Origin of the sequence: Egicoccus sp. AB-alg6-2, assembly GCF_041821025.1 — a bacterium.
Lineage (GTDB): Bacteria > Actinomycetota > Nitriliruptoria > Nitriliruptorales > Nitriliruptoraceae > Egicoccus.
In genome coordinates, this window is the sequence record NZ_JBGUAY010000005.1 from 336,401 (window position 1) to 360,984 (window position 24,584).

General features: G+C 72.9%; 26 protein-coding genes, 1 tRNA gene and 1 other RNA gene. 12 read left to right on the forward strand and 16 right to left on the reverse strand.

The features are described 5' to 3' along the window. The gene (locus ACERMF_RS10975) at window positions 1-726 is read right to left on the reverse strand and encodes an SDR family NAD(P)-dependent oxidoreductase (protein WP_373669123.1); all 726 of its coding nucleotides are present in this window, start codon (window positions 724-726) and stop codon (window positions 1-3) included. A gap of 67 nt (window positions 727-793) precedes the next feature. After that, window positions 794-1,633, reverse strand: coding sequence for an alpha/beta fold hydrolase (locus ACERMF_RS10980; RefSeq protein WP_373669124.1), 840 nt, complete (start codon window positions 1,631-1,633; stop codon window positions 794-796). A 78-nt stretch (window positions 1,634-1,711) separates the two neighbouring features. Between ACERMF_RS10980 and ACERMF_RS10985 the strand changes: the two genes are divergently transcribed. After that, window positions 1,712-2,554, forward strand: a complete 843-nt coding sequence (locus ACERMF_RS10985; protein WP_373669125.1) for a peptidase — start codon at window positions 1,712-1,714, stop codon at window positions 2,552-2,554. Between the two features lie 27 nt (window positions 2,555-2,581). Here the strand turns inward: ACERMF_RS10985 and ACERMF_RS10990 are convergent, their stop codons facing one another. Continuing rightward, entirely contained in the window at window positions 2,582-3,343 is a 762-nt protein-coding gene (locus tag ACERMF_RS10990) for an SDR family oxidoreductase (RefSeq protein WP_373669126.1), read from the reverse strand. Window positions 3,344-3,506: 163 nt separating this feature from the next. Here ACERMF_RS10990 and ACERMF_RS10995 point away from each other — a divergent pair, with 163 nt between their 5' ends. Next, window positions 3,507-4,127 carry an LON peptidase substrate-binding domain-containing protein gene (locus tag ACERMF_RS10995; RefSeq protein WP_373669127.1) on the forward strand — a complete coding sequence of 207 codons (621 nt, stop codon included), beginning with the start codon at window positions 3,507-3,509 and terminating at the stop codon, window positions 4,125-4,127. 107 nt (window positions 4,128-4,234) lie between these two features. Beyond that, window positions 4,235-5,455, forward strand: a complete 1,221-nt coding sequence (locus tag ACERMF_RS11000; protein ID WP_373669128.1) for a GNAT family N-acetyltransferase — start codon at window positions 4,235-4,237, stop codon at window positions 5,453-5,455. A gap of 27 nt (window positions 5,456-5,482) precedes the next feature. Here ACERMF_RS11000 and ACERMF_RS11005 read toward each other — a convergent pair whose 3' ends face one another. Then, on the reverse strand, window positions 5,483-6,820 hold the full coding sequence (locus ACERMF_RS11005) for a hypothetical protein (RefSeq protein WP_373669129.1): 1,338 nt from the start codon (window positions 6,818-6,820) through the stop codon (window positions 5,483-5,485). 107 nt (window positions 6,821-6,927) lie between these two features. Between ACERMF_RS11005 and ACERMF_RS11010 the strand changes: the two genes are divergently transcribed. After that, window positions 6,928-7,620 carry an SOS response-associated peptidase gene (locus ACERMF_RS11010; protein WP_373669130.1) on the forward strand — a complete coding sequence of 231 codons (693 nt, stop codon included), beginning with the start codon at window positions 6,928-6,930 and terminating at the stop codon, window positions 7,618-7,620. 13 nt (window positions 7,621-7,633) lie between these two features. Here the strand turns inward: ACERMF_RS11010 and hemG are convergent, their stop codons facing one another. The 5 genes from hemG to ACERMF_RS11035 all read right to left on the reverse strand — a co-directional run bounded on the left by hemG (window position 7,634) and on the right by ACERMF_RS11035 (window position 11,992). Then, window positions 7,634-9,022, reverse strand: coding sequence for a protoporphyrinogen oxidase (hemG, locus tag ACERMF_RS11015; RefSeq protein ID WP_373669131.1), 1,389 nt, complete (start codon window positions 9,020-9,022; stop codon window positions 7,634-7,636). Next, window positions 9,019-9,720, reverse strand: coding sequence for a hypothetical protein (locus ACERMF_RS11020; protein WP_373669132.1), 702 nt, complete (start codon window positions 9,718-9,720; stop codon window positions 9,019-9,021). The genes hemG and ACERMF_RS11020 overlap by 4 nt, the downstream gene beginning before the upstream one ends. Next, window positions 9,713-10,819, reverse strand: a complete 1,107-nt coding sequence (gene hemE / locus ACERMF_RS11025) for a uroporphyrinogen decarboxylase (RefSeq protein WP_373669133.1) — start codon at window positions 10,817-10,819, stop codon at window positions 9,713-9,715. The genes ACERMF_RS11020 and hemE overlap by 8 nt, the downstream gene beginning before the upstream one ends. 234 nt (window positions 10,820-11,053) lie before the next feature. Then, window positions 11,054-11,450, reverse strand: an RNA gene (rnpB, locus tag ACERMF_RS11030) — RNase P RNA component class A. A gap of 56 nt (window positions 11,451-11,506) precedes the next feature. Then, window positions 11,507-11,992 carry a DUF4442 domain-containing protein gene (locus ACERMF_RS11035; protein ID WP_373669134.1) on the reverse strand — a complete coding sequence of 162 codons (486 nt, stop codon included), beginning with the start codon at window positions 11,990-11,992 and terminating at the stop codon, window positions 11,507-11,509. Between the two features lie 62 nt (window positions 11,993-12,054). On the opposite strand from ACERMF_RS11035, the gene ACERMF_RS11040 reads away from it, so the two are divergent. From ACERMF_RS11040 to ACERMF_RS11055, 4 genes are all read left to right on the forward strand, one after another. Then, a complete protein-coding gene (locus ACERMF_RS11040) occupies window positions 12,055-12,894 on the forward strand; it encodes an aminotransferase class IV (RefSeq protein WP_373669135.1) in 840 nt (279 codons plus the stop codon). 93 nt (window positions 12,895-12,987) lie between these two features. Then, window positions 12,988-14,421 carry a trehalose-6-phosphate synthase gene (locus tag ACERMF_RS11045; RefSeq protein ID WP_373669259.1) on the forward strand — a complete coding sequence of 478 codons (1,434 nt, stop codon included), beginning with the start codon at window positions 12,988-12,990 and terminating at the stop codon, window positions 14,419-14,421. Beyond that, on the forward strand, window positions 14,418-15,209 hold the full coding sequence (gene otsB / locus ACERMF_RS11050; protein WP_373669136.1) for a trehalose-phosphatase: 792 nt from the start codon (window positions 14,418-14,420) through the stop codon (window positions 15,207-15,209). Before ACERMF_RS11045 ends, otsB begins: the two co-directional genes overlap by 4 nt. 16 nt (window positions 15,210-15,225) lie before the next feature. Then, window positions 15,226-16,107, forward strand: a complete 882-nt coding sequence (locus ACERMF_RS11055) for a GGDEF domain-containing protein (RefSeq protein ID WP_373669137.1) — start codon at window positions 15,226-15,228, stop codon at window positions 16,105-16,107. Here the strand turns inward: ACERMF_RS11055 and ACERMF_RS11060 are convergent, their stop codons facing one another. The 3 genes from ACERMF_RS11060 to ACERMF_RS11070 are packed head-to-tail and all read right to left on the reverse strand — an operon-like array spanning window position 16,108 to window position 18,220. Continuing rightward, complete coding sequence (locus ACERMF_RS11060; RefSeq protein WP_373669138.1) at window positions 16,108-16,344, reverse strand: hypothetical protein; 237 nt, start codon at window positions 16,342-16,344, stop codon at window positions 16,108-16,110. Window positions 16,345-16,367: 23 nt separating this feature from the next. Further along, on the reverse strand, window positions 16,368-17,096 hold the full coding sequence (locus tag ACERMF_RS11065; RefSeq protein ID WP_373669139.1) for a zinc ribbon domain-containing protein: 729 nt from the start codon (window positions 17,094-17,096) through the stop codon (window positions 16,368-16,370). 2 nt (window positions 17,097-17,098) lie between these two features. Beyond that, window positions 17,099-18,220: a Nif3-like dinuclear metal center hexameric protein gene (locus ACERMF_RS11070; protein ID WP_373669140.1), complete on the reverse strand. Its 1,122-nt coding sequence runs from the start codon at window positions 18,218-18,220 to the stop codon at window positions 17,099-17,101. A gap of 59 nt (window positions 18,221-18,279) precedes the next feature. On the opposite strand from ACERMF_RS11070, the gene ACERMF_RS11075 reads away from it, so the two are divergent. Then, window positions 18,280-18,353, forward strand: a tRNA-Val gene (locus ACERMF_RS11075). Window positions 18,354-18,363: 10 nt separating this feature from the next. Here the strand turns inward: ACERMF_RS11075 and ACERMF_RS11080 are convergent. After that, window positions 18,364-19,890 (reverse strand): glucose-6-phosphate isomerase, encoded by a 1,527-nt coding sequence (locus ACERMF_RS11080; RefSeq protein ID WP_373669141.1) that lies wholly within the window; start codon window positions 19,888-19,890, stop codon window positions 18,364-18,366. Window positions 19,891-20,016: 126 nt separating this feature from the next. Here ACERMF_RS11080 and ACERMF_RS11085 point away from each other — a divergent pair, with 126 nt between their 5' ends. The 3 genes from ACERMF_RS11085 to ACERMF_RS11095 all read left to right on the forward strand — a co-directional run bounded on the left by ACERMF_RS11085 (window position 20,017) and on the right by ACERMF_RS11095 (window position 21,549). Continuing rightward, window positions 20,017-20,313, forward strand: a complete 297-nt coding sequence (locus ACERMF_RS11085; protein WP_373669142.1) for a DUF3467 domain-containing protein — start codon at window positions 20,017-20,019, stop codon at window positions 20,311-20,313. A 1-nt stretch (window position 20,314) separates the two neighbouring features. Next, a complete protein-coding gene (locus tag ACERMF_RS11090; RefSeq protein WP_373669143.1) occupies window positions 20,315-21,208 on the forward strand; it encodes an HAD hydrolase family protein in 894 nt (297 codons plus the stop codon). Window positions 21,209-21,279: 71 nt separating this feature from the next. Then, complete coding sequence (locus tag ACERMF_RS11095) at window positions 21,280-21,549, forward strand: DUF5522 domain-containing protein (RefSeq protein WP_373669144.1); 270 nt, start codon at window positions 21,280-21,282, stop codon at window positions 21,547-21,549. Here ACERMF_RS11095 and guaB read toward each other — a convergent pair. The 3 genes from guaB to ACERMF_RS11110 form a co-directional block, all read right to left on the reverse strand. Beyond that, the gene (guaB, locus tag ACERMF_RS11100; RefSeq protein WP_373669145.1) at window positions 21,525-23,045 is read right to left on the reverse strand and encodes an IMP dehydrogenase; all 1,521 of its coding nucleotides are present in this window, start codon (window positions 23,043-23,045) and stop codon (window positions 21,525-21,527) included. The two genes, ACERMF_RS11095 and guaB, sit on opposite strands and share 25 nt — an antisense overlap. 81 nt (window positions 23,046-23,126) lie before the next feature. After that, a complete protein-coding gene (locus tag ACERMF_RS11105; RefSeq protein ID WP_373669146.1) occupies window positions 23,127-24,059 on the reverse strand; it encodes a DUF3500 domain-containing protein in 933 nt (310 codons plus the stop codon). Window positions 24,060-24,095: 36 nt separating this feature from the next. Then, window positions 24,096-24,566: a peroxiredoxin gene (locus ACERMF_RS11110; RefSeq protein WP_373669147.1), complete on the reverse strand. Its 471-nt coding sequence runs from the start codon at window positions 24,564-24,566 to the stop codon at window positions 24,096-24,098. Window positions 24,567-24,584: the final 18 nt, after the last annotated feature.

Genomic DNA, 24,584 nt, shown 5'->3' on the forward strand with positions numbered 1-24,584 from the left:
TCAGGCGCGTCCGCGCAGGTCGGTGACGGTGCCGGTCACGACGTCAGGCTCGTCCAGCAGCTGCCACAACCGGCCGGCAACGACGTCGGGCTCGAGCAGCGTCCCTTCGTCGTGCATGCGGCGGAACCGCTCGACGCCGGGAAAATCGCGGTCCGCGGTGGCCCGGATCTGTTCCTGCATCGCCGTCGCGACCACACCGGGCGCGACCGCGACCACCGTGGTGCCCCCACGTTGGGCCTGTTCCTTGCCGACGGCGCGAACCCAGTGGTCGACGGCCGCCTTCGCCGCGCCGTAGGACGACCAGCCCGCGCGCGCGTTGGTGGCCGCTCCCGACGAGATCAGCACGAGCTCCCGGCGCACTTCCAGGCCGGCGACAGCGCGGAGGAACGCGTCGCCGAGCACCTGCGGCGCGGCGCTGTTGAGCAGCACGTTGCGGGTGTAGGCGGCCGGATCGACCTCGCCGGCGAAGCCGATCGGTTCGAGCGTGCCGGCGTTGTGGACCATCGTGACGCGGTCCCAGTCCCGGTCCGCGACCAGTCGGTGGATCTGAGCATCGAACCGGGCCCAGTCGGCCGGTTCGGCCAGGTCCAGGGCGAGATGTTCGCCGCCGTCCGGCGCTGTCCCCGAACGGCTGACATCGACGCGGTAGGCGGCGTCCGGAGCGGCCGCGAGCAGGGCGGCGCCGAGACCCGCCGAGCCGCCGGTCACCACGACGAGCGTGTGCATGGTCGGTCTCCTGGAGATCGGGATGTTGGCTGCTGCGTGCGTACCGTCCGAGGGTTCGTGACCGGGTTCAGGTCGACGCCCGCCCCGGCGTCGGATGGTGCGCATCGACGAAGGCGAGGACACGGCGGGCGAACCGGGTCCGCGCCTGCTCGGGGAAGCCGTGCGCCAGTCCGGTGAACACCTCGAAGTCGGCGCCCCGGATACCGACGGCCAGTTCGCGGCCGAGATCGGGCGGGCAGACGGGGTCGTGTTCGGCGGCGAGCACGAGGGTCGGGCAGTCGATCCCGGCCAGCCGGTCGCGGGCGTCGTGGCTCGTCGCCGCGGCGGTGAGCGCGACGTGGCGTGCCACCCGGGCGTCCGGGTGTGCCGGCGGGGGTGACAGCCTCAGGAGCAGCCGCCGGCGGGAGCGCTCGACACCGGTGTAGGACGCATCGACGGCGGCGCGTGCGAAGCGGGGCCAGTCCCGCGCGGTGACGGCGTCGCACCAGCGTCCGAGGACGTCGCGCAGACGCCCGTCGGCACGGGCGCAGCTCGCCGACAGCACCATGCCCGCAACCAGGTCGGGACGTTGCGCGGCGAGGTGTTGCGCCACCATCGCGCCCATCGAGTGCGCGAACAGCCAGGCCGGTCCTTCGGTGGTGACGTCGAGGATCGTGGCGACCTGCTCGGCGAGCTCGGCCGTCGTCGGCGGCGCGGCGCCGTCCGGATCGGGATAGGACACCACGAGACCGCGGAACCGGCGCATCGGCAGCGGCGCGTCGCGCATGAGCGCCTGCGTCGCCGGCAGGTCCACGGGGGCGAGACCGTCGCTGAGCCCCGGCACGAGCACCGCCGGCGGCGCCGCCGGAGAACCGTCGACCAGCACGGGCGCACGCCGGCCCCCGCAGTCGACCCAGCGCAGTTCCACGCGTGACCTCGATCGGCCGCCGAACGGGTCGCCGACCCTACTGGTCCGGCGAGAGCGGAGCGGTACCGTCGCCGGACCGTGACGACCTCGCCCACCTCCGCACCCGAACCAGCGGCCGACGCGCCGTCGGGGCCGCGCCCGGGAGCCGTCGTCACGCTGCTCGCACTCGCGGCACTGGTCGCCGCCGGGGTCGCCGCGGTGGGCGTGACCCGTGGGTTGCCCGCCACGGCAGACACGGGCGGGATCCCCCACCACGCGGAGCCGGGCGTCGAGGCGGCCGGTGGGTACGCGGTGTGGGCCTACAACGACGACGGACGCCCCATCCGCTGGGACCCGTGCACCCCGATCGACATCGTCGTGGCTCCCGAGGGCGCGCCGCCTGGCACCGATGCCGACCTCGAGCGTGCCATCGCCGAGGTGGGCCGGCACAGTGGGCTGCACCTGCGCGTGATGGGCGAGACCGACGAGCGACCGGCCGCACGTCGGTCCGCGTACCAGCCGCGACGCTACGGGTCACGATGGGCGCCGGTCCTGCTGGCGTGGGCCGCTCCCCACGAGAACGGGCTCTCGCTGCGCGACACCGACCGGGGGCTGGCGATTCCGGTGGCCGTCGGCCATCCCGGCGCGCGGGTCTACGTGACCGGCCAGGTGGTCCTCAACGCCGAACGCGACGACCTCGAGGCGGGCTTCGGTGACCGTGCCGACGCCTGGGGCGCCACGTTGTTGCACGAGCTGAGCCATCTCGTCGGACTCGCGCACGTCGAGGACCGCGACCAGCTCATGTCGGTCCATCCCGGCGAAGGGCCGGTGACACTCGGTTCCGGCGATCGCGCGGGACTCGCGGCGATCGGCGCCGAGCACGGATGCCTCGATGTGCCGCCGCCACGTGACGTCGAGGTAGCGCCGCCTCCGCAGCGGTGACGCCAACGACGGACCCGCTGCGTCCGGTCAGCCCGGGAGGCCCGCCGACGCGCCGGTCGTGCCCCCGTCCACCGGCAGCACGACGCCGGTGATCCACGCTGCAGCATCGGACAGCAGGAAGACCACCGCCCGGGCGACGTCCTCCGGCGTGCCCAACCGCTGCAGGGGGTGGGCACGTGCCGCCGCTTCCTCGTCGTCGGACCACAACATCTGGGACAGGCGGGTCTTGACGACTGCCGCGGCGACGGCGTTGACCCTGACAGCCGGCGCCAACTCGTGTGCCAACTGCAGCGTGAGGTGGTGCACGGCGGCCTTGGAGATGTTGTACGCGCCGATCAGCGGGCTGGGTCGGAGGCCGCCGACCGAGCCGATGTTCACGATCGCACCGCCGCGGGTGTGCATCGATCCGCGCCAGGCCGCCCGTGCCCAGACCAACGGCGCGCGCTGGTTGATCTCCCAGGTCTTGTCCACGGCCGCGAGGTCGACCTCGGTCAGCGGACCGGCGCCGGGATTGGTGCCGGCGTTGTTGACCAGCAGGTCGCAGCTGCCGAACCGGTCGACGGCCGTCGCGACGGCGGACGTGGCATGGCGCTCGTCGGCCACGTTTCCCACGACGGCGACCACGCGGTCGCCGAGGTCGGCGGCCAACGGCTCGAGCGTCTCCGCCTTCCGGCCCGTGATCACCACGCCCGTCGCGCCGGCATCCAGCAACTCGCGGACGATGGCCTCGCCGATCCCCCGGCTCGCGCCCGTCACCAGGCCCACCTTGCCATCGACCCGCACCTGCACGTTCGCCGCTCCTCGTCGCTCGTGAGCCGGCGACGCTAGCGCTCGCGCGACGGCCGTAGGCTGGCGTCGCAGTCGCGCATGCACCGCTATCCGACAGCGGTGCCCCGGCGAGCCGGACCGGCTCCGGCGACGAACCACCCCGCAACCACGATCAGGACGCCCTGTGGCCCCGCTGCCCATGTTCCCCCTCGGGACGGTGCTGCTGCCGCACATGCTCCTGCCTCTGCACGTGTTCGAGCCGCGCTACCGAACCCTGATGCAGCACGTCCTGGGTGGACACCGCGAGTTCGGGGTGACGCTCATCAGCCGCGGGCACGAGGTCGGCGGCGGTGACCAGCGCTACGACGTCGGCACGGTCGCCCGCGTCCTGCAGGCCGAGGAGCTCGACGACGGGCGGTGGCTCACGGTCGCCCTCGGCACGCGGAGGGTGCGCGTACGGCGCTGGCTGCAGGACGATCCCTACCCCCGCGCCGACGTCGACGCGCTCCCCGACGGGCCGTTGGCGCCGCCGGAGGTGGCGCTGCGCGACGTCCTGGCGGACCGGCTGCGTCGCATCCTGGCGCTGCAGGTGGAGTTGGGGCACGACGACGTCGACACCGAGCTCGAACTGGCGGACGATCCGGCCGTGGCCTGCTGGCAGCTCGCCGTGCTCGCCCCCCTGAGCGCCCACGACGCGCAGCGCGTCCTGCAGGCCGACGGGTGGGGGCACCGACTCGGCGTGCTGGACGGTCTGCTCGACGACCTGGAGCAGACGCTGATCCTGCAACGACGGCACGGCGGCTGACCACGGCCGACTGCGGCTGACAGCAGCCTACGACGGCCCGTGCCGACAACCGGATGCCGGCCGGTAGGTTGCGCGGCTCCCCCGCCGCAGCCAGGAACGCCCCGCCCGTGTCCATCCTCCCCTTCTACGGCGCCACCGACCCCGAGTCGTTCGCGATCGAGCGCGCCGCCATGGACCGCGCCGGTCGGGTCGTGGAACGCCTCGACCAGGTGCTGCCCCGCAATGCGATGGTCCTGGACGTCGGCGCCGGCGATGGGTTCGTCGCCGGACGCCTCGCGCGGCCGGACCGGCACGTCCTCGCGCTCGAGCCGTCGGAAGGCATGCTCGCCCAGCGGCGCCCCGCGGACGGCGTGAGCTGGGTCCGCGCCGAGGCGGGAGCGCTGCCCTTCGCCGACGCCAGCGTGAACGCCGCGTACGCGACCTGGGCCTACTTCTTCCCCTCCTCCATGGACCCCACGCGGGGGCTTGCGGAACTGCACCGCGTCGTCGAACCGGGCGGCCCGATCGTGCTGGTGGCCAACGCCGGCGACGACGAGCTGACCGGGCTGGGGACCGCCAGCGGAGGCGAGCCGGCCACCTGGTTCACCGACCGCGGATTCACCACCGAGATCGTCGACACCGAGTTCGTCTTCGCCGACGTCGACGAGGCCCGGCGACTGCTGTCCCGCTATCTCGGTGGCGCGCAGCACGTCCCCGACCCGGTGCCGTTGACGTTGTCGCACCGGGTCCTGGTGGCCGTGGCACGCGCACAGGGACCCGCCGACATCCGGGTCCGAGGGATGCGTCTGGACGAGGCAGAGCGGGTCGGCCGGCTCACCCTGGAGGCCTACGACCGGTTCGGACGGATCGAAGGTGACTACCGCGACTTCCTCGCCGACCCGCTTCGTCGTCTCGACACCTCGACCGCCGTGCTGGTCGCCGAACACGCGGGTGAGGTCGTTGGCACGGTGACCTACGTCCTGCCTGGCGACGGGGAGTGGGAGGGACCGGCGGAACGGCCCGGAGACTGCGCGTTCCGCGTCCTGGCGGTGGACCCGGATGCGCAGGGACGCGGAGTCGGCCCACGACTGGTCGCGGCCTGCCGCGAGCGTGCCGGCGAGGAGGGCCGTCAGCGCATGTTCATCTCGTCGATGGGCTGGATGGAGCGGGCACATCGGATGTACGAGGCAGCCGGCTTCGTCCGCCGGCCCGACCTCGACGTCATGTTCCCCGGTGGCGTCGGCGTCATCTTCACGCTCGACCTCAGCGACACCGCAGCCGAGCACTTCCCGCCACCCGGGCCGGTCCCGTCCGAGCCGCCCTGGTACGCCGAGGCGTGGGCACCCTGAAGCCATCAGCGGGCGACGTCGCCAGCCTCAGGACAGGGCGACCAGCTCGCGCAGCGCCTCGATCGCCATCGGCAACAGCACGACCAGGGCCGCGATGCCCAGGATCGTCGCGATCAGCCACCGGCCGGTGCGACGCGGCTCGCGGGCGGCGGGAATCGCCAACGTCGGCTCGCCCGCAACAGGATCGGCGGAATGGGCGACGACCGGGTCGGCCTCGACCGGGGCCGCCGGCGCCTGCGAACGCTCCAGCGTCGCGACCGGCACGCGCATGGTCGCGTCCGGATCCTCGTCCTCCTGGGGCGGCAGGACCGCGGTCGTCTCCGGTGTTCCGACGTCGTCGGGGAGGTCGTTCGCGCCGGTCTCCGGCGTGAGCGCGACCGTGGTCTGCGGCTCGGGTTCTGGCGCGAGCTCGGACTCGGGCGCGAGTTCGGGCTCTGACGCGAGTTCTGGCTCTGACGCGAGCTCGGACTCTGACGCGAGCTCAGGCTCTGACGCGAACTCGGGCTCCGACGCGAGCTCAGGCTCGGGCGGGAGTTCGGGCTCGGCCTCGGTCGCGACCTCGGGCGACACCAGCTCCGGCTCGGCCGCGACCGGCTCCGGCTCGGGCGTGGGCGGCTCGAGCACCCGCGAGCCGTGAACGACGACCGGGTCGACGTCGTCGAGCTTCTGCGAGCCGTGAACGACGACCGGGTCGACGTCGTCGAGCGTCTGCGAGCCGTGAACGACGGCCGGGTCGACGTCCGCGTCGTCGGCCGTCTCGTCGAGGACCGCCGAACCGTGTGCCACCAGCGGTGCTGCCTCCGGGGAAGCGGGTGGCTCGGCCACCGCCGGGGGTGCCGGGTCGTCGCTGGCCGGGACCGGGCGACGGAGTGCGGCGGGCAGCGGAGGCGGACCGTCCTCGGCATGTTGCGACAGCACCGAGGCGACGATCCGGCGCGCGATCGCGACCGCGTCCTCGGCGACGCCCTCGGCGGGGTCGACGCTCGGCGCGTGGGGGACGGCGGGGACGGCCGCCGGTCGGCCTGCGACCGGCTGCAGCACCGGTGAGGCAGAGGCCGGTCCGGGTTCCTCGGCTTCGGCAACGACCGGGAGGTCCTCGGTGCGCGACCGGCTGGCCTCGGCGTGGGCCGCGAGCACTTCCGCCACGATACGCCGAGCGGCCTGTCGCGCCGGACTGTCGTCCAGGACGTCGGCGACGACGTCGGCGGCAGCGGGGCCGCCCTGGGGGTGCAACGCATGTTGCGACGTGGCGTCCGGGAACGAGTGCTCCGCGTTCGGCGTGTCGCCCGCCGCCCGCGACGCGGCATGTGCGTCGAGTACCTCGCGGACGATGCGCTGCGCGATGACCCGCGCGTCCTCGGCCACGAACGTCTCTCCTGGTCGGTGGCAGGCTGATGGTCCGGCCGACCTATCAGGCTAGTACGCCCGGGTGTGGCCGAGAAGCGCGGTGACTGGCCGGTAGCCTGGGACCCGTGTGTGGTCGCTTCCTGTCGCTGTCCCAGCCTGAACAGCTCGCCGAGCGGTTCGAGGTCGACGAGTTGCGCACCGAGGCCCTCCCCCGCCGGTACAACGTGGCGCCGACCCAGGACGTCTACGCCGTCATCGAGAAGGACGGCGCGCGTCGACTCGGGTCACTTCGGTGGGGCTTCGTGCCGTACTGGACCCGACAGCTCAAGGGCGCCCGCCAGCCGATCAATGCCCGCATCGAGTCGGTCGCCACGTCCAAGATGTTCGCCGACGCCTTCCAACGGCGGCGCTGTCTGGTGCCGGCCGACGGGTTCTACGAGTGGCAGTCCCTGCCCGAGGAGGACCGCAAGCAGCCGTTCCACCTCGCCGATCCCGACGGCGAGCCGCTGGCGTTCGCCGGCATCTGGACGGTGTGGCGCGATCCACAGGTCGACGACGCCGAACCCCTCTTCAGCACCGCCATCGTGACCACCGCCGCGTCCGGTGAGATGGAGCGCCTCCACGAGCGGATGCCCGTGATGCTGCCCCGGAACCTGTGGCGCGACTGGCTCACCGCCACCGAGGACGAGGCGCCCCACCTGCTCGAGGCCGTCACCGCACTCGGCCCGCCGCGGTTGACCGCGACCCCCATCGTCGATCGGGTCAACAACGTCCGCAACGAGGGTCCCGAACTGCTCGAACGCGCGACCGACGACTGACGGTGGCGGCCCGTCAGCGGCGTCGGACGGCCGCTGCCAGCCGTTCGGCATCCTTGGCGCGCGCCGCGATGCCGAGCCCGTCCAGTGCCGCACCACCCAGGTGCAGCCCGTCGACGGAGGTCAGCGCGTGGCGGATCCGGTCGACGCGCGCCCGGTGACCGACCTCGTACTGCGGCAGCGCGTCCGGCCACCGTTGGACGAACCACGCACGGGCCGGACCACGCATGCCGGTCGCCTCGCGTACCTCGCGGTCGACGCGGTCGACCAGCTCCGCGTCGTCGAGCTCGAGGGCAGACGTGTCGTCGACGCGACCGACGCTGGCGCGGAGCAGGAACTGCGGCCGATCCGCGTGGTGGGGCCACTTGCGGGAGCTGAAGGTGACCGCCTTGATCACGCGGCCCTCCGAGCGCGGGACCAACAGCCCGCTGCCGGCAGGAACCGCGGCTGCGTCGTCGCGGTCGTAGACGAGGGCGACCACGCCGACCGAGGCGGTCGCGATGCCGGCGAGTTCACGGGCCGCGTCGTCGCAGACGTCGACGAGCAACCGGGCCGCGACGGCCGCGGGTACGCACAGCACGACGTGGTCGGCCACGACCTCGCGGCCGTCGACCTCGATCCGCCAACCGTCCGGCTCACGCCGGATCGCCCCGACCGGACTGGTGAGTCGGACGCGTTCACCGAGGTCGTCCCGCAGCCGGCCGACGACCCGGGCCATCCCCCCACGCACGGTCAGGAAGACCGGCCGGTCGTCCGCGGCGGCCGACGCCCGCTGCGCCCGGAGGCCGCGGAGCAGCGAGCGGCGCGCGCCGGCGGCGTTCCAGACGGCAGGCACCGTCGCCTCGGCACTCAGGCGATCCGCGCGACCCGCGTAGACGCCGCCGAGGAGCGGTTCGACCAGCGCGTCGACGACCGCCCCACCGAAGCGCTCGCCGACCAGGTCCGCGACGCTTCGGTCACCGATCGTGCGGCGGCGCGGCAGCAGCGGTTCGGCGGCGGCTCGAACGAGCGAAGCCGGCCCGAGCACGCCGCTGCGCGCGACCGCTCGCAGGCTCGTCGGCACGCCGAAGACGGTCGCGGTCGGTAGCGGCCGCAGCCGACCGCGGATCCAGAGGTGTACCTGGCCCGTTGCGGGAGCCACCAGGTCCTCGTCTCCGAAACCCAGCGAACGGGCGAGCCGTTCGGCCTCCGGGTGCCGCGCGAGGAACGCGTCCGCGCCGACGTCCATCGGCGCGTCGCCGAGCCTGATGGTGTGGATCTCGCCGCCGAGACGGGCGCTCGCCTCGAACACCGTGACGTCCGCTTCGTCGCGTAGGTGCCACGCCGTCGCCAGGCCGGTGACACCGCCACCGACGACCGCGACGCGTGGACGACGCCGGGTCGGCGCTCCGCTCGGCACGCTCACGCGTCGGGACCGGTGCCGGGCCCGTCCTCGTCCGGGTCGTCGAGCTCGTGACCGGCGACGGTGCGCACCACGGCGGTCAGCAGATCCAGCTGGGTCGCCCGGCCGAGGTCGACACAGGTCAGCCGCGCACCCAGCTGCTCGGCGGTCGCGACGAGGTCCGCGTCGGCGCCGGTGCCCGGCGCGACCGGACACTCGACGATGTCGTGGCGGCCGTGGGCCTCGACAACACTGGTCAACGCGTCGACGGCGGTTGGCGTGCGGGTCTGCCCGCGCCAGGCGATCGAGCGCGAGGCGAGGTCGACCCGCTCCTCGATCGCGGCGGCCACCTCGCGCAGGAACATCAGGTCCTGGGGCTCGACGTCGGGTCCCGGGTCGGGCGCCGTGACCAGCACGTGCGCCCCGAGCTTCGCGCCGGGCGCGACCGCCTGTGCGAGCGCGTCGGCGAGCTGCGGCAGGGCGTACCAGGACACGACGCCGGCGTAGGCGGGCAGGGTCGCCGAGCCCTCGGCGTGCAGGTCCGGCAGCACGGGCCACGGCACCGCCGCCATGCCGACGACCAGGTCGGCCTCCTCGCCCAACCGCGCGGCCACCGCGAGATGGTCGTCCACGGTGGTGGCCACGACCTGCACGCCGGTTCGTTCACCCAGCGGGGCGGTCAGGCCGGCACCGCCGAGCAGGGCGACGGCGAACTCAGCCATCGGCCGGCTCCGCCCCGCGGCCACGCCGGTCCTCAACGCGCCCCTCACGGTGGACGAGGTCGACCACCCGCTGTAGAACCGCCGGGTCGGTGGCGGGCAGGACGCCGTGCCCGAGGTTGAAGATGTGGTCGACGGCACCGTCGGCCGCCGTGAGCACGTCGCGGACGCGCTGCTCGACGCCCTCCCAGGGTCCGAGGCACGACGCGGGTTCGAGGTTGCCCTGCATGCCGACCCCTGTCGGGATCCGGCGCCGGGCCGCCGCAAGCGGGACCCGCCAGTCGACGCCGACGACGTCGGCCGCACCGCCGGCCGCCATGGCCCCCAGCAGCTCGCCCGTGCCGACGCCGAAGTGGATCCTCGGCACCCCGAGCGCACCGACCTCATCGAGGATGTGTCGGCTGTGCGGCAGGACGTAGCGCACGTAGTCGTCGGGATGCAGCGCCCCGGCCCAGGAGTCGAACAGTTGCACGGCACTGGCGCCACGTTCGACCTGCCCGGTGAGCGACGCCAGCGTGATGCCGGCGAGGCGCTCCATCAGCCGGTGCCAGGTCGGCTCTTCGCCGTACATCAGTGCCTTGGTACGGCTGTACGACTTCGACGGTCCGCCCTCGATGAGGTAGCTCGCGACCGTGAACGGCGCACCCGCGAATCCGATCAGCGGAACGGGCAGCTCACGGACCAGGATCGACACCGTGTCGAGCACGAAGTCGACGTCGTCGGGCTCGAGGGGGCGGAGGCGGTCGAGGTCCCCGGTCGTGCGGAAGGGCCGCTCGACGACCGGGCCCACGCCCGGCTTGATCTCGACACCCACACCCAGGGCCTGCACCGGCGTGACGATGTCGGAGAACAGGATCGCGGCGTCCACGCCGTAGCGGCGCACCGGCTGCAGCGTCACCTCGGCGGCCAGCTCCGGGGTGTGCACGACCTCCTCGAAGGTGTGGCGTTCGCGGATGGCGCGGTACTCGGCGAGCGCCCGGCCGGCCTGACGCATGAACCACACCGGGACGTGGTCGTGCGGCAACCCGCGGCAGGCACGCACGAACGGGCTGTCGTCGTGCGGGCGGACGGAGGCGGCGGTGTCGAGGTCCGTGGCGGACATCTGTGGCCTTCGGATACGGCGGACGCGTGGGCGGCACGGTACCCGCGGTCAACGGTCGCACCGCGCCGTCCCGGACCATGCGCCCCGGAGCACCAGCACCACGCCGTGATGCAACAACGCGGCCGTGCGCCAGACCCGAGGTGGACCTCCGATCGGCCGCACCACCGCGCCGCGCCGACACCTCGCGTCGGCGCGTCGGCGCGTCGGCGCGCGCCCGGTCGCCGTCGGGGTGTCGGGAGGAGCCGGCCGATAAGCCGGATTCTGTCCCGCCGGTGCGTTACCGCGTCCGGCGGGGGCGACCATCTCTCTGGGGCGACGGTCTCCCGACGCCTCGTTGCGGCCCACCTGGGACTGACGGACGGCGCGAGCGCCATCCGGTCGGGCGGGCAACCCTGTCCCTGCTTGGCCTTGCTCCGGGTGGGGCTTGCCGAGCCACGACGGTCACCCGCCGTGCTGGTGAGCTCTTACCTCACCGTTTCACCCTTACCGCGAACACGCCGCGGCGGTTTGTTTTCTGTGGCGCTTTCCACGCGTTCCCGCGCCTGGGCGTTACCCAGCACCCTGCCCTGAGGAGTCCGGACTTTCCTCACCGCACGGCGAACCGTGCTGGCGCGGCCGCCTGGCCGACTCCTCCCGATACCTGCCGAGGGTAGCGCTGCGTACGACCACCGGGAGTGCGAGATCGCATCACGCCGAGGACGGCAGGGGAATGAACACGAAGTGGAGGCTGGCGCGCAGGACCTCGGTAGCGGCGGCGTCGGTGACCACCACCTCGACGTCGAACCGCGGCTTGTCGCCGGCGTCCACGGCGACGAGCGCCGGCGCGAGCACGTCGTGACCGACCTCGGCGGTCGCGACCAGCTCGCCGACGGCCGGCGCCGTGTAGCGGACCTGCAGGGCACCGACGACCGGCACCAGGCCGCGCTCGAACAGCGGCGTCACGCGGCTCGACAGCGCCAGCGCGCCGGCCAGCTCCACCGGCGCGAGTTCGGCGATCGCGTGCACGCCGCCGACGTGGTTGGCCAGCCGCTCGTCAGCCGGCAGTCGTGTACGGGCCCAGCCGGGCTGCACCTCGACGACCTCGACGCCGAGGTGACGGTTGAACGGCAGCCGCTCCCCCAGCTCGCGCACGCCGTCGATCACGGCAGCCTGTCGGTCGTCCGAGCTGGTCACCGCTGCACGCTCCCTCGCGTTCTGAGCGGCGGAACCTAGCCCGTGTCTGGTTGGATGACGGCATGGCGAACGACACCGATGACCACACCTCCACTGACCACACCCGCACGACGCGCAACCGTGCGATCGCGTGGGTCGACGGGCGTGTCCTGCCCGCCGCCGACGCGACCGTGCCGCTGACGGACGAGGGCTTCCTGCGCGGCGACGCGGTGTTCGAAGCCATGCTCGTGCGCAACGGGCGTACCCACGCCCTCGAGCCCCACCTCGCCCGGATGCAGCGGTCCGCGCGGGCGCTCGAGCTGTCGTTGCCGCCTGTCCGGCAGGTGGTTGCCGACCTGCTCGCCGCATGGGGTGAACGCGACGGCGCGCTGCGGCTGATCGTCACCCGGGGCGGCGCGGTGCGGGGCATCCTCGGCGCCGTGTCCTGGCCACCGACCATCGCGCTCGCGACGGTCTCGGTTCCCTGGCGCACCGCGATCTCCGGGGTCAAGACGCTGTCCTACGCCGCCAACCAGTGGGCACTGCGGCAGGCGCAGGCCCGCGAGGCCGACGACGCGCTGATCGTCGACGACGGCCTGCTGCACGAACTGCCGAGCGGCGCGCTCGTCCTGGTCCGCGACGGCCGGCTGTCGACGCCGGACCCGGCACGCCTGCCGATCCTTGACTCGGTGACCGTCGCCTCGCTGGCCGAGATCGTGGACGTCGAACGCACGCTTCCCGACTTGGACGCGCTGCGGTCCGCCGACGAGCTGTTCGTCGTCTCGGCGACACGCCCCGTGCTGCCGGTGCACGCCGTCGTCTTCGATGACGGCGACGAACGCGAGTACCCGGCTCCCGGGCCGGTGACGAAGACTCTGCAGGCATCGTTCGCACAACACGTCGTGGACCACCTCGACCCCTGAGCGCACGCCACCGGGCGTCCGTCCGGCCGGCTGGCGCCGCCGGGAGGATGCCCGGCGCTGGTTAGGCTCGTCGACGAGGAGGGATCCTTGTCGATGTCGAATGCATTCCAGAACGGGGACGGTCCGAAGCGCCAGCTTGTCGTGATCGCCAACCGTCTCCCGGTGAAGCAGACCGATTCCGGCTGGGAGACGTCGGCCGGGGGCCTGGTGACCGCGCTGCGGCCGGTCGTTGCGGAGACCGGTGGCGCGTGGATCGGTTGGGACGACAATCCCGACGGGGTCCCCCGCCGCGTCGACGGGCTGTCCGCGGACCTGCACGCCGTTCGGCTCGACGCCGAGGAGGTCGCGGGCCACTACCACGGGTTCTCCAACCGGACCCTGTGGCCGCTCTTCCACGATTTGGTCGTCCAGCCGGTCATCGACCGCAGCTCGTGGCAGGCGTACGAGGCGGTCAACCGCCGTTTCGCGGAGAAGACGGCCGAGGTCATCGCCGACTTCGACGAGCCGCCGGTGCTGTGGGTGCAGGACTACCACCTGATGCTGCTGCCCGACCTCCTCCGGCGCATCAGCCCGAAGAGCCCCATCGGGTTCTTCCTGCACATCCCCTTCCCTCCGCCGGAACTCGTCGCCCGCCTGCCGTGGCGCGACCAGCTGCTGCAGGGACTCCTCGCCGCCGACTCCATCGGCTTCCACACCGCCCGCTACCGCGACAACTTCGTCCGTTCGGTGCAGCAGTTGTTCAGCGGCATCACCTCGCTGGGCGACATGCTCGTGCTGCCCGACAGCCGCCAGGTCCGGGCCGTCGCCCACCCGATCTCGATCGACGCCGAGGAGTTCGCCGAGCTGGCGACCGACCCCGAGACCGAACGAGAGCTCGGTGAGCTGCGCGAGCAGTTCGCCGGCCGCCGGGTCTTCCTCGGTGTCGACCGTCTCGACTACACCAAGGGCATCCGGCACCGGCTGCAGTCCATCGAACTGCTCCTCGAGGAACATCCCGAACTGCGCAACGAGATCGCGTTCGTGCAGATCGCGGTCCCGAGCCGCGACGACGTCGAGGAGTACCGCGACCTGCGCACCCAGGTCGAGACCGAGGTGGGTCGCATCAACGGCCGCTTCACCGAGCCGGGGCACGACGTCCCGGTGCACTACTTCTACCGCGGCATCCCGCGACACAGCCTCGCCGCCTACTACCGCCTCGCCGACGTGATGTGCATCACACCGCTCAAGGACGGCATGAATCTCGTCGCCAAGGAGTTCGTGATCGTGCAGGCGGCCGCCGGCGAGGCCGGCGTGCTCCTGCTGAGCGAATTCACCGGTGCCGCGCAGGAGTTCGAGCACGACGCGGTCCGGTGCAACCCCTTCGACGTCGAGGGCACCAGCCACCTGATGGCCTCGGCGCTGGACCTCGAGCCGTCCGACCGTCGGGCGCGGATCGGGCGCATGGCAGAGGCCGTCCGCTCCTGCGACGTCTTCCGGTGGGTCGACGACGAGCTCACCGACATCGAACGCGGGCACGCCGCCCCGTGACCCTCGACCATCCACTGGAGCTGGCCGCCGAGCTCGGCCCGGCGGCGAGATGGCTGTTGGTCCTCGACTTCGACGGGGTGCTCTCCCCCATCGTCGAGCACCCCGAGGACGCCGCCGCCACCCCCGGCGTGGTCGATGCCGTCGGCATCCTCGCGCAACAGACCACCGTGGCGATCGTGTCGGGCCGGCCCATCGCCGAGCTCGACGCCAGGCTCGGCGTGTTGCCCGTCGTCTACGCCGGCGGCCACGGCGCCGAGGTCCGCACGGCCGACGGTCACCGGACCGCCTTCGTCGATCCCGATCGCGTCGCTGGACCGCTGGACACGGCGGAGGAGTCGCTCGAGGCGCTGCTGCCCGGCTCCGAGGGCTGGCAGATCGAACGCAAGGCCGCCTCCCTGGCGGTCCACCACCGGCGGGTCGACGACGCGACCGCCGACGCACTGCTGCCGCGCGTCCACGCCATTCTCGAAGCGCAACGCCAGGCCGGAGCGGGGTTCGAGGTACTGGCCGGCAAGTCGGTGGTCGAGCTGCGCCCCTCCGGCGTCGACAAGGGGCGCGCCCTGGCCTGGATCGCCGAGCGGTCCGGCGACCGGCCACCGCTCGTGCTCGGCGACGACGTCACCGACGAGGACGCGTTCCACGAGGCGGAACGGCGCGGTGGCATGGGCATCCTGGTGGCGGACGCGCCACGCGCTACCGTGGCACGTCGCCGCCTGCGCGACCCCGACGAGGTCGCCACCTTCCTGCGCGCGCTGGGGACCGGAACGGCTTCCGGCGCGCCCGACTGAGGACGACGAGGACACGGTGGGAAAGCCCACGCTGCCGGGCAGGACCCGTGCGCTGCTGGCCGACATGGCCGCGGCGCTGCGCCCGGAACCCGTCCGTATCGCCGTGCTGGTCGGTTCGCTCGCCATCAGCATCGGTCTGCACCTGGCGCTTCGCGACGGCACGGTCGCGTGGCTGCTCGTGCCGTTCGTCCTGGTGGCGGGCATCGCCGGCGGAACCCGCACCGCCCTGGCGCACGCCACGGTCGGTGCCCTGGGCCACGCCGCCCTCGACGTCGCCTTCGGCATCGGCCCCGCCGAGGTGCTGGGGCTGCTGCTGCGTTCCGCGGCGCTGCCCGGCGTCGGTCTGGTCGGCGCTGCGGCCGCCGACCTGACCCGTGCCCGTGACCAGGCGGTGCGGCGGTCGGTACGTGAGGACGCGGTGACCGGCCTGCTCAACGTCCGCGTCTTCTACGAGGAGCTGGCCCGGCTGCGTGAAGCGGGTACGCCGTTCACGGTGCTGCTGGCCGACATCCGTGGCATGCGGGCGCTCAACGAACGCTACGGACATCCCACCGGGACCGAAGCGGTGCGCGTGCTCGCGCACGTGCTGCGCCGGGCGGCCGGGGACGAGTTCACGGCCTGCCGGCTCGGCAGCGACGAGGTCGCGGTCGCCCTGGCCGGCGAGGACCGCGAACGGACCCGCGAGATCGTCCAGCGCGTCATCTCACGCCTGCACGACGAACAGGTCGTTCTCCCCGACGGCGAATGGTTCGAAGTGCATGCCGCGTACGGGCTCGCGCGCTTCCCCGAGGACGGTGTCGACGAGGTGGCCGTGCTCCGTGCGGCGGACCGGGCCAAGGAACGTGCGAAGTCGGCCGGACTCGATCGCATCGCGTCGGCCGACGGCAGCGTCGGCTGATCAGGCGCCGGCAGGCGGCTCCTGCGCCTGCGTCGGGTCGATCTCGCCCTCGGGACTGGGGCCGCCCGTCCGCAGCGACATCGCGACCTCGGCGACCAGCCGGTTCGCCTCGCCCCGCGAACCGGCCCGCCACACGCGCTTCTCGTCGTGCGTCGTCGCCTCGACGAGCCAGCTCGTCGAGGGCAGCAGCGAGGCGAACGCATGCGGCTGCGCCGGCCGACGGGCAACCTCCCACACGCGTCCGTCCGGACCGTGTGCCCTCACTGGCCGACCACGAGCAGGCGGCGGCACTGCGGGCAGGTCGTCAGCGGCGGACCCTCGAACAGCTCACCGACGTCGGCATAGCTCATCTCGATGCGGCAGGCCGTGCACGCGTTGCCGTCGAGCTGGCCGATACCGGTACCTCCGCCACGGACGGCCGCCTCCTGGTAACGGGTGAGCAGGGGCTCGGGTATGGCCGCGGCCTGGCGGTCACGGATGGCCTGGAGCTCCGCGAGCTCCGCCAGCCACTCCTTGGCGGACTCGTCCAGGGCGACCTCGAGCTCCGTGACGTGCTGTCGTTCGGTGTCGGCGGCGGCGAGCAGCTCGCGGCTGCGGGACTCGAGTTCGTCCAGGCGCTCCATCACCGCCAGCATCGCGTCCTCGTGCTCCTCGATGCGGCGCACGGTGGCGTCGACCTCGGCCTCGACCGATTTCAGTTCGCGCGCGTTGGTGACCGAACCGTCGTAGAGGCGCACCCGTTCGGCGTCGCGACGCTCGATGAGGACGTCCGTCTCGCGTTCGAGCTGGCGCTGCTCGGAGTTGGCGCGCTCGAGCTCGACCCGCAGGTCCTCGTGTTCGCGGCGCAGCTCGGCCACCCGCTCGTTGGCCGCGACCAGCTGCTGCTGCTCGGGCAGATCGTCGAGGATGTGCTGCACCTTGCGGATGCGATGGTCGGTGGCCTGCAGCTCGAGCAGTCGCTCGAGGTCGTCGGGACTCGGGTCCGCCACCGTCACCTCCAGGGGCTCGTCGGCGTGCTCGACGCTATCACCGGTGCGGTCAGGCCCCGTTCGCCAGCGGCCACGGTCAGGCGGTCGATCCAGTGCGGCAGGGCGGCGGACTCGGTCGCGTGGTGTCCGGCGTCGATCAGCGACAGGCCCTGCTCGAGGGCGTCCAGGGTGACGTGGTGGCGCAGGTCGCCGGTGACGTACACGTCGGCGCGGGCGCGCAGCGCGTCGTCGATGTGGCCGTCACCGGCACCGCCGACGACGGCGACCGTGGTGATCTCGCGGTCGGGGTCGCCGGCGAAGCGCAGGTGCGGCGCCGGCAGGCGCTCTCGCACGGCGGCCGCGACGGTTTCCAGACGCTGCGGTTTGGGCAGGACACCGATCCGGCCGAGGCCCACCTCGGCGCCCGCGACCCGCGGGTAGAGGTCGTAGACGACCTCCTCGTAGGGGTGCGTGCGCCGCAGCGCGCTGACGACGTCGCCGGCGCGGGACCGCGGCATCACGACTTCGAGGCGCCACTCGTCCTCGGCGGCGTCCTCGCCGATCCCCTCGCCGCTGTAGGGGGCGCTGCCCGGCAGCGGACGGAACGTCCCGGTTCCGCGGACCCGGAAGCTGCATCGCTCGTAGTTCCCGATCGTGCCGGCGTCGGCGCCGGCGACCGCATCGAGGACGGTGTCGAGCGCTTCCGGCGGGACGAACGTCACCAGTTTGAGGTCGCGTCCATCGCGCAGTTCGGTGGTCAGGGGCCGGACCTGCTGGAGTTCGAGCACGCGCACCACCGGGTCGGAGGTCCCCGCCCCGTCCCGGGCGACGTCGAGGTTGGTGTGCGCGGCGGCCACGGCGATCCCTGCCCGCGCCGCGGCGAGGGCGATGCGTCCGCTGGCGGTGTCGGGGGTGAGGCTCGGCAGGGGCCGGAACAGCAGCGGGTGATGGGCGAGCACGAGCGTGCCCGGCTCGGCGGCCGCTTCCGTGACGACCGCTCCGGTCACGTCGAGGGTCACCAGCACCCGTGACACGGACCAGGACCGGTCGCCGACCTGCAGGCCGACGTGGTCCCAGCTGGCCGCCTCCGCCGGTGGGTACAGCTCGTGCAGCAGTCCGAGCCAGTCCGCGACCTGCTCGCTCAATCCTCGCCCTTCGCCATCGCTTGGGCCGGGCAGCCTACGGGCTACCCTGCGCGCAGTTCGGGCGGTTAGCTCAGCTGGCTAGAGCGCCTCGTTTACACCGAGGAGGCCGGGGGTTCGAGCCCCTCACCGCCCACCGAACCCGGTCAGAGCCGCCCGAGCTCCTCGGGTGTGATCCGCACCGCACGCCGGCCGGCCGCCCGCAGTGCGGCGAGGTCGCCGGCCGCCTGCGCCCGCTTCAGACGCCCGAAGGTGAACGCCCGTCCCGGGATCTCGACGTCGTGATCGTCGTCGCCGACCACGACCAGGAACCGGCCCGTGTCCGGACCGCCCTTGTGCAGCTGCCCGGTCGAGTGCAGGTAGCGCGGCCCGATGCCGACCGTGACGGGCACGCCGAGGCGGCGGCGAAGGCGTGCGGCGGCGGCGTGCAGCGACCGCTCCTCGGCGCCGCCGGGCGTGACGAACCCGAGCAACGCGACGTAGTCGCCCGCGACGACGTCGCCCAGCACGTCGTCCGGATCGCCGGCTGGCGGGACGTCCTCGCCGGTGTCGAGGACCCGGTCGGTCGCCGTCTTGGCCGACTGCACGTCGGGCTGGTCGAAGGGATTGATGCCCAGCAGTGCGCCAGCGACCGCGGTGGCGAACTCCCATCGCACGACCTCGCCGGCGAGCTGCCCGGGACCGGACCAGGGCAGCTGCACCACGGGGTGTCCCGCCCGGGCGATCGTCTCTGCGTCGGGTGTCTCGCCGAGGACGACGACCAGGCGGTCGTCACCCCACGCGTCCATCCCGTCGAGGTCGGCCTCGAGGACCGGCAGGACGCCCATGCCCCCCTTGCCGGTCGACTCGGCCACCAGCTGTTCGACCCACAGGCCGAAGGTGCGGACCTCCTCGGGCAGGACCAGCACGAGCTTGTCGCGGCCGGCGCGGTGGGCCGCCGCGAGGGTGGCGCCCAGCACGGCGGGGCCGTTGGACTCTGGATCGCTGCTCCGGGCGGCCGCGAGCTCGTTCCGAGCCGGCGCGAGGTGTTCGTCGAGGTCGATGCCGAGCAGCGCCGCCGGCAGCAACCCGAACGGCGTGAGTGCGCTGAAGCGCCCGCCGACGTCGGGTTGGCCGTGGACCACCGTGCGGTAGCCCTGCTCCCGCGCTTCTCGCTCGAGGGCGCTTCCGGGGTCGGTGATGGGCACGATGTGGTCGCCCGCACCGGCGCCGTGGACCTCCTCGAGCCGCTGCCGGAACCGCGCGAGATGGCACGCCATCTCGATGGTGCCGCCGGACTTGGAGGCGGGGACGAGCAGCGTCGCCTGCCAGGGCAATTCCTGCTCGACCGCCCGAACGGCAGCGGGGTCGACACTGTCGAGCACGCGCAGGCGGGGGAAGCCGGCCGCCGGGCCGTAGGTGGTCGCCAGCACCTCGGGATACAGCGACGAGCCGCCCATGCCGACGAGCAGCACGTCGGTGATCCCGTCGGCGACGACGTCGGCCGCCACCCGTTCGAGCGCGGCCCTCACCTCGTCGGCACGGGACGGGGCGTCGAGCCAGCCGAGCCGATCGCTGATCTCGGTCGGGTCGTCCCGCCAGACCGTGTGGTCGCGGTCCCAGATGCGCGGGACGATCGCCATCGCCCGGGCGGTCGCTTCAGCGACGGCGTCGGTGAGGGGGCCGAGGGTCATCAGGGCGCTCCGTCGGGTGTGCGGTCGGTGAGCAGGGAGGCCAGCCTAGGGCCAGGGCCACCGACCGCCGACCGCCGGATAGCCTCGACGGACCTGCCCGTCCCCGCCACTCGCGAAGGTCTCCCCGTGTCCGACCAGCCCACTCCCGACCAGCCGCGCCAGCAGCCCCAGGTCCAGGTCGTCGTCCCCGACGACACCAAGCACGGGGAGTACGCCAACTTCCTGGTGGTCTCGCACTCGCCACACGAGTTCACCCTGGACTTCTGCCAGCTGCTGCCCGCTGGCGAGGCCGGCAAGGTGAACGCCGAGGTGGTCAGTCGCGTCCGCATCGCCCCGACCATGGTCGGTCGCGTCCTCAACGCCCTCAACACCAACCTGTCGAACTACGAGGAACGGTTCGGACAGGTCAAGGCGCTCGGCTGAGATGACGGCGACCCCGAGCACCACGCTCCCCGCAGGCATCCGGCCCGGTGGCCGTTTCGACCGCTGGCTGCGGCCGGTGCCGGCGTACGTCGTGTGCGACGTCGACGGCACGCTGGTCGGTCCGCAGGCCGACGCGACCGACGAGGTGGCCGACGCCGTCACGGTCGCGCAGGCCGCCGGTCTGCGCGTGGGTCTGGCCACCGGCCGGGCGCGGCTGGGTGTCCAGGCCCTGTGGCAGCAACTGCGGGCCGACGGGCCGCACCTGCTCCACAACGGCGCCGAGGTCCGCGCCGACGGCCGCACGGTCGCCGCCTGGTCGTTGACCGTCCAGCAGGTCGACGCCCTGCTGGACTTCGCCCGCGGCCGCGACGACGCCTACCTCGAGGTCTACACCGACGACGGCTACTGGGTCTCGTCGTGGGACGAACGGGCCCGGCCCCATTGGGACATTCTCGGTCACGAGCCCACGGGCGTACTCGGTGACGCCGGGTCGCTCGCGGGTCAGCCGATTCCGAAGATCACGATGACGGTCTTCGAGACCGCGGCCGTGCCGGCGGTCCTCGCCGGCATCACCGACCTCGGACTGGCCCCGGGGCAGGCGGACTCACCGCGGGCACCGACGTTGCACTTCGTGAACGCCACCCATCCCGACACCGACAAGGGTCGGGCACTGGCCCGGGCCGCCGAGCACCTCGGCATCGGCATGGAGCAGACCGTCGCGATCGGCGACGCGGCCAACGACCTGTCCATGCTCGCCGTCGCCGGCACCGCCATCGCCATGGGTCAGTCGCCGCCCGAGGTGCAGGCGGTCGCCCACCTCGTGGTGCCGGACGTCGATGCACACGGCGTCGCCGTCGCCCTGGATGCCGCCCGGACCTGGCGCGAGCAGGCGTGACCCCGGGCCACGAACCCCTCCCGACCGACCCGTCCGGCCCGGCGTCGACGGACGCGTGGCGACGTCCGCTGGTGACGCGCTTCGGACCGGGGGATCCCGGTTTCGACGCCGCCATCCGCGCACACGAGATCGCACTGCGTCGTGGCGAACCGGGGTACCTCGATCCGCAGAGCGGCGCGTTCGTCTTCACCGCCGCCGCCCATCTCGCCCGCGGCCGGTGTTGCGGGTCCGGCTGCCGGCACTGCCCGTACGAGGCCGGTGAACGGGTCGACTGCTGCGAGACCGGCTGCCCCGGGTGTCCGTTCACCGATGCGGATCAGCGCTTGCCGGGCACCGAGTAGTTGGGGGCCTCGTGGACCACGTCGAGGTCGTGGACGTGGGACTCGCGGGCGCCGGCGGCCGACTGACGCACGAAGACGGCCTTCTCGACCAGGCTCGGCAGGTCAGGAGCGCCGACCAGCCCCATGCCGGCCCGGAGCCCACCTTCGAGTTGGGCGGTGACCTCGGCCAGGGCGCCGCGGTAGGGCAGCAACCCGGACACCCCTTCGGGCACCAGCTTCGAGGGCTGGCTGGCCTCGCGGGCGCTGCCGGCGAGCTTGTCACTCTGGAAGTACCGGTCGGCCGAGCCGGCCCGCATGGCGTCGATCGACCCCATGCCGCGGTACTCCTTGTAGCGGCGTCCCCCGACGAGCACCTGCTCGCCGGGTGACTCATCGGTCCCCGCGAGCAGGTTGCCGACCATCACCGCGGTCGCTCCGGCCGCCAGGGCCTTGACGAGGTCTCCCGAGTACCGCACGCCGCCGTCGGCGACGGAGGTGACACCGAGCTCGGCGGCCACCTCGGCGCAGTCCATGACCGCAGTGAACTGCGGCATGCCGACCCCGGTCACAACCCGGGTCGTGCAGATCGAGCCGGGCCCGACCCCGACCTTGACCACGTCGGCACCATGATCCACGCACGCACGCACGGCGTCGCCCGTCGCCACGTTGCCGACCATCAGCGCCACGTCGGGCAGGCGGTCCTTCAGCTTGGCCGCGAACTCGAGGATCCCGGCCGCGTGGCCGTGCGAGGAGTCGATGGCCACCAGGTCGACCCCGGCGGCCGCCAACGCCTCGGCACGCTGTTCACCTTCGGGTCCGACCCCGACCGCGGCGGCGCAGAGCAGGCGGCCCCTGGTGTCCTTGGCGGCCGTTGGGTACTGGCGCACCTTCTCGATGTCCTTGAAGGTGAACATGCCGGTGAGCCGTCCGAGGCCCGGCCCCTCGCCCGCGTCGTCCTCGACGATGGGCAACTTCTCGACCCGATGTTCCTGCATCAGGTCGCGGGCCTGGTCCAGTGTGGTGCCTGGCCGCGCGGTGACGAGCCCGCGTGAGGTCATGAAGTCGGCGACAGGACGTCCCGGTTCAGCGCCGAGGCGCAGGTCACGGTTGGTGACGATCCCGACGAGGCGACCGGCGGCGTCGACGACCGGGAAGCCCGACACCTTGTAGCGCGCCATCAGTTCGAACGCGGTGTCGACGGTGTCCTCGGCGCGCAAGGTGACAGGGTCGAGGATGAAGCCCGACTCGGACCGCTTGACGGCCTCGACCATGGCGGCCTGCGCCTCGACCGAGCAGTTCTTGTGGATGACGCCGAGCCCACCCTGGCGGGCGAGGGCGACGGCCATCGGCGCTTCGGTCACCTTGTCCATCGCCGCCGACAGCAGGGGCAGGCCGAGCTGGATCCGCTCGTGCAGCCGGGTCGAGGTGTCGACGTCGCGCGGCAGCACCGCAGAGGCCTGCGGTACCAGCAGCACGTCGTCGTAGCTGAGGGCTTCGCGGATCTCGGACACGGCCACGCCGCTTCCTCCTGGCCCCCGAAGGGCCGTCGCTGCGGGATGCGGACACGGTACCCGCCGAGCCGGTCGGGCCGGGGACCGTCACCGCAGGTCGCGTCCGTGGTCGGCGGCCGGGTCGCGCCACACGGTGTGGACGTGGTTGGCGCCGTTCTGGGTGTTGTCGAGTTCGGCCAGGAACCGGGGCCCGGCGATGCGGTAGTAGTGGCCCGGCCGGTCCTCCGCCCGCGGCGCGGAGGGTCGGCCACCCGCCCAGGCGAAGCGGAGGTCACCGAAGATGTGGGGCACCACGTCGTCGAGGTAGTGGCGTCGCAGAGGTGCCGCCAACCGGTCCAGGTAGACGGCGACGAGGTCGTCCGCGACCCGCCGTGCCTCGCGGTCGAGGTCTGCCAGGCGCACCCCCGCGGTGGGCGGCAGGTCGTCGAGCAGCAGTGCGTCACCGGTCACGATGTCGTCGGGCGGCCGGCGATCGACGAGCGCGTGCGTGAGGTGGCGTTCGGGGAGGACCGCGAGCAGCTGGAAGGCGAGCTCCTCCTCGGGCGCAAGGGGCCGGCTCGTGACCACGCCCGCGTGCTCGACGCGGGCCGGGTTGGCTCCGAGGAACAGCGGGGTCGGTCGCACCCGACCGTCCGCGACGGTGGTCCGCACGGACACGTGGTGGCCGCCGAGCCGCCAGCTCCAGGCGGTGTCGGCCGGGTTGCCGTGGATGGCGACCCAGTAGTCGCCGGCATGCCGGTCGCGTCCGTCGGCGGCACCGAGGGGGTCCTCCAGACCCATGATCGCCGCCACCTGGACGTGTGCATGGTGGGACAACGTCGCCGCGAGCAGTCCATGGACGGCCTTCGCGCCGTCACGATCGAGTTGGGCGAGCGGGACCCCGTGGCGCACGCCTGGCAGGTAGGTCCACCGCAGCCGGCGGGGGTCGTCGAAGTCGAACTGCAACGATGCCCGGTGCGGTCCCGATGATTCGAGCAGTCTCGAGGCGGCCGTCGCCAGCCGGTCCACGGATTCGTCCACGTCTCGCTCCGCGTCGGCGGGGATGGGGCGTGCGAGCTAGGGGATCGCGCCGATCTCGCGGAGGGCGTCCTTCCAGGCGTCCTGGTCCCGGGCGTGCGGGACCGGACTGTTGTCGGTGTAGGCGACCATGCCGTCGCGGTCGACGATGAACGTGCCGCGGATGGCGGTCCCGAGCCGCTCGTCGAACACGCCGTACGCCTGCGCCACCTCGCCGTGTGGCCAGAAGTCGCTCAGCAGCGGGAAGTCGAACCCCTGCTCGTGTGCCCACCGTTGGTGGGTCGGCGGCGCGTCGACCGAGATGGCAAGCGTCTCGACCTCTTCGTTGCGGAACACCTCGACCGAGTCGCGGATACCGCACATCTCCGCTTCGCAGACACCGGTGAACGACAGCGGGTAGAAGACGATCACGACGTGCTTCTTGCCGCGGTAGTCGGACAGACGCACCGGTTGCCCGGTCTGGTCCCTGAGCTCGAAGTCGGGCGCTTCCTGGCCGATCTGCACGGTCACGGGGGGCTCCTGTCGACG

Bases quoted from the DNA above. Each gene is read 5' to 3' on its own strand.
- ACERMF_RS10975 (WP_373669123.1), bottom strand. From the start codon at position 726: ATGCACACGCTCGTCGTGGTGACCGGCGGCTCGGCGGGTCTCGGCGCC.
- ACERMF_RS11020 (WP_373669132.1), bottom strand. From the start codon at position 9,720: ATGGCTGAGTTCGCCGTCGCCCTGCTCGGCGGTGCCGGCCTGACCGCC.
- ACERMF_RS11090 (WP_373669143.1), top strand. From the start codon at position 20,315: ATGACGGCGACCCCGAGCACCACGCTCCCCGCAGGCATCCGGCCCGGT.
- ACERMF_RS11080 (WP_373669141.1), bottom strand. From the start codon at position 19,890: ATGACCCTCGGCCCCCTCACCGACGCCGTCGCTGAAGCGACCGCCCGG.
- hemE (WP_373669133.1), bottom strand. From the start codon at position 10,819: ATGTCCGCCACGGACCTCGACACCGCCGCCTCCGTCCGCCCGCACGAC.
- ACERMF_RS11040 (WP_373669135.1), top strand. From the start codon at position 12,055: ATGGCGAACGACACCGATGACCACACCTCCACTGACCACACCCGCACG.
- ACERMF_RS11045 (WP_373669259.1), top strand. From the start codon at position 12,988: ATGTCGAATGCATTCCAGAACGGGGACGGTCCGAAGCGCCAGCTTGTC.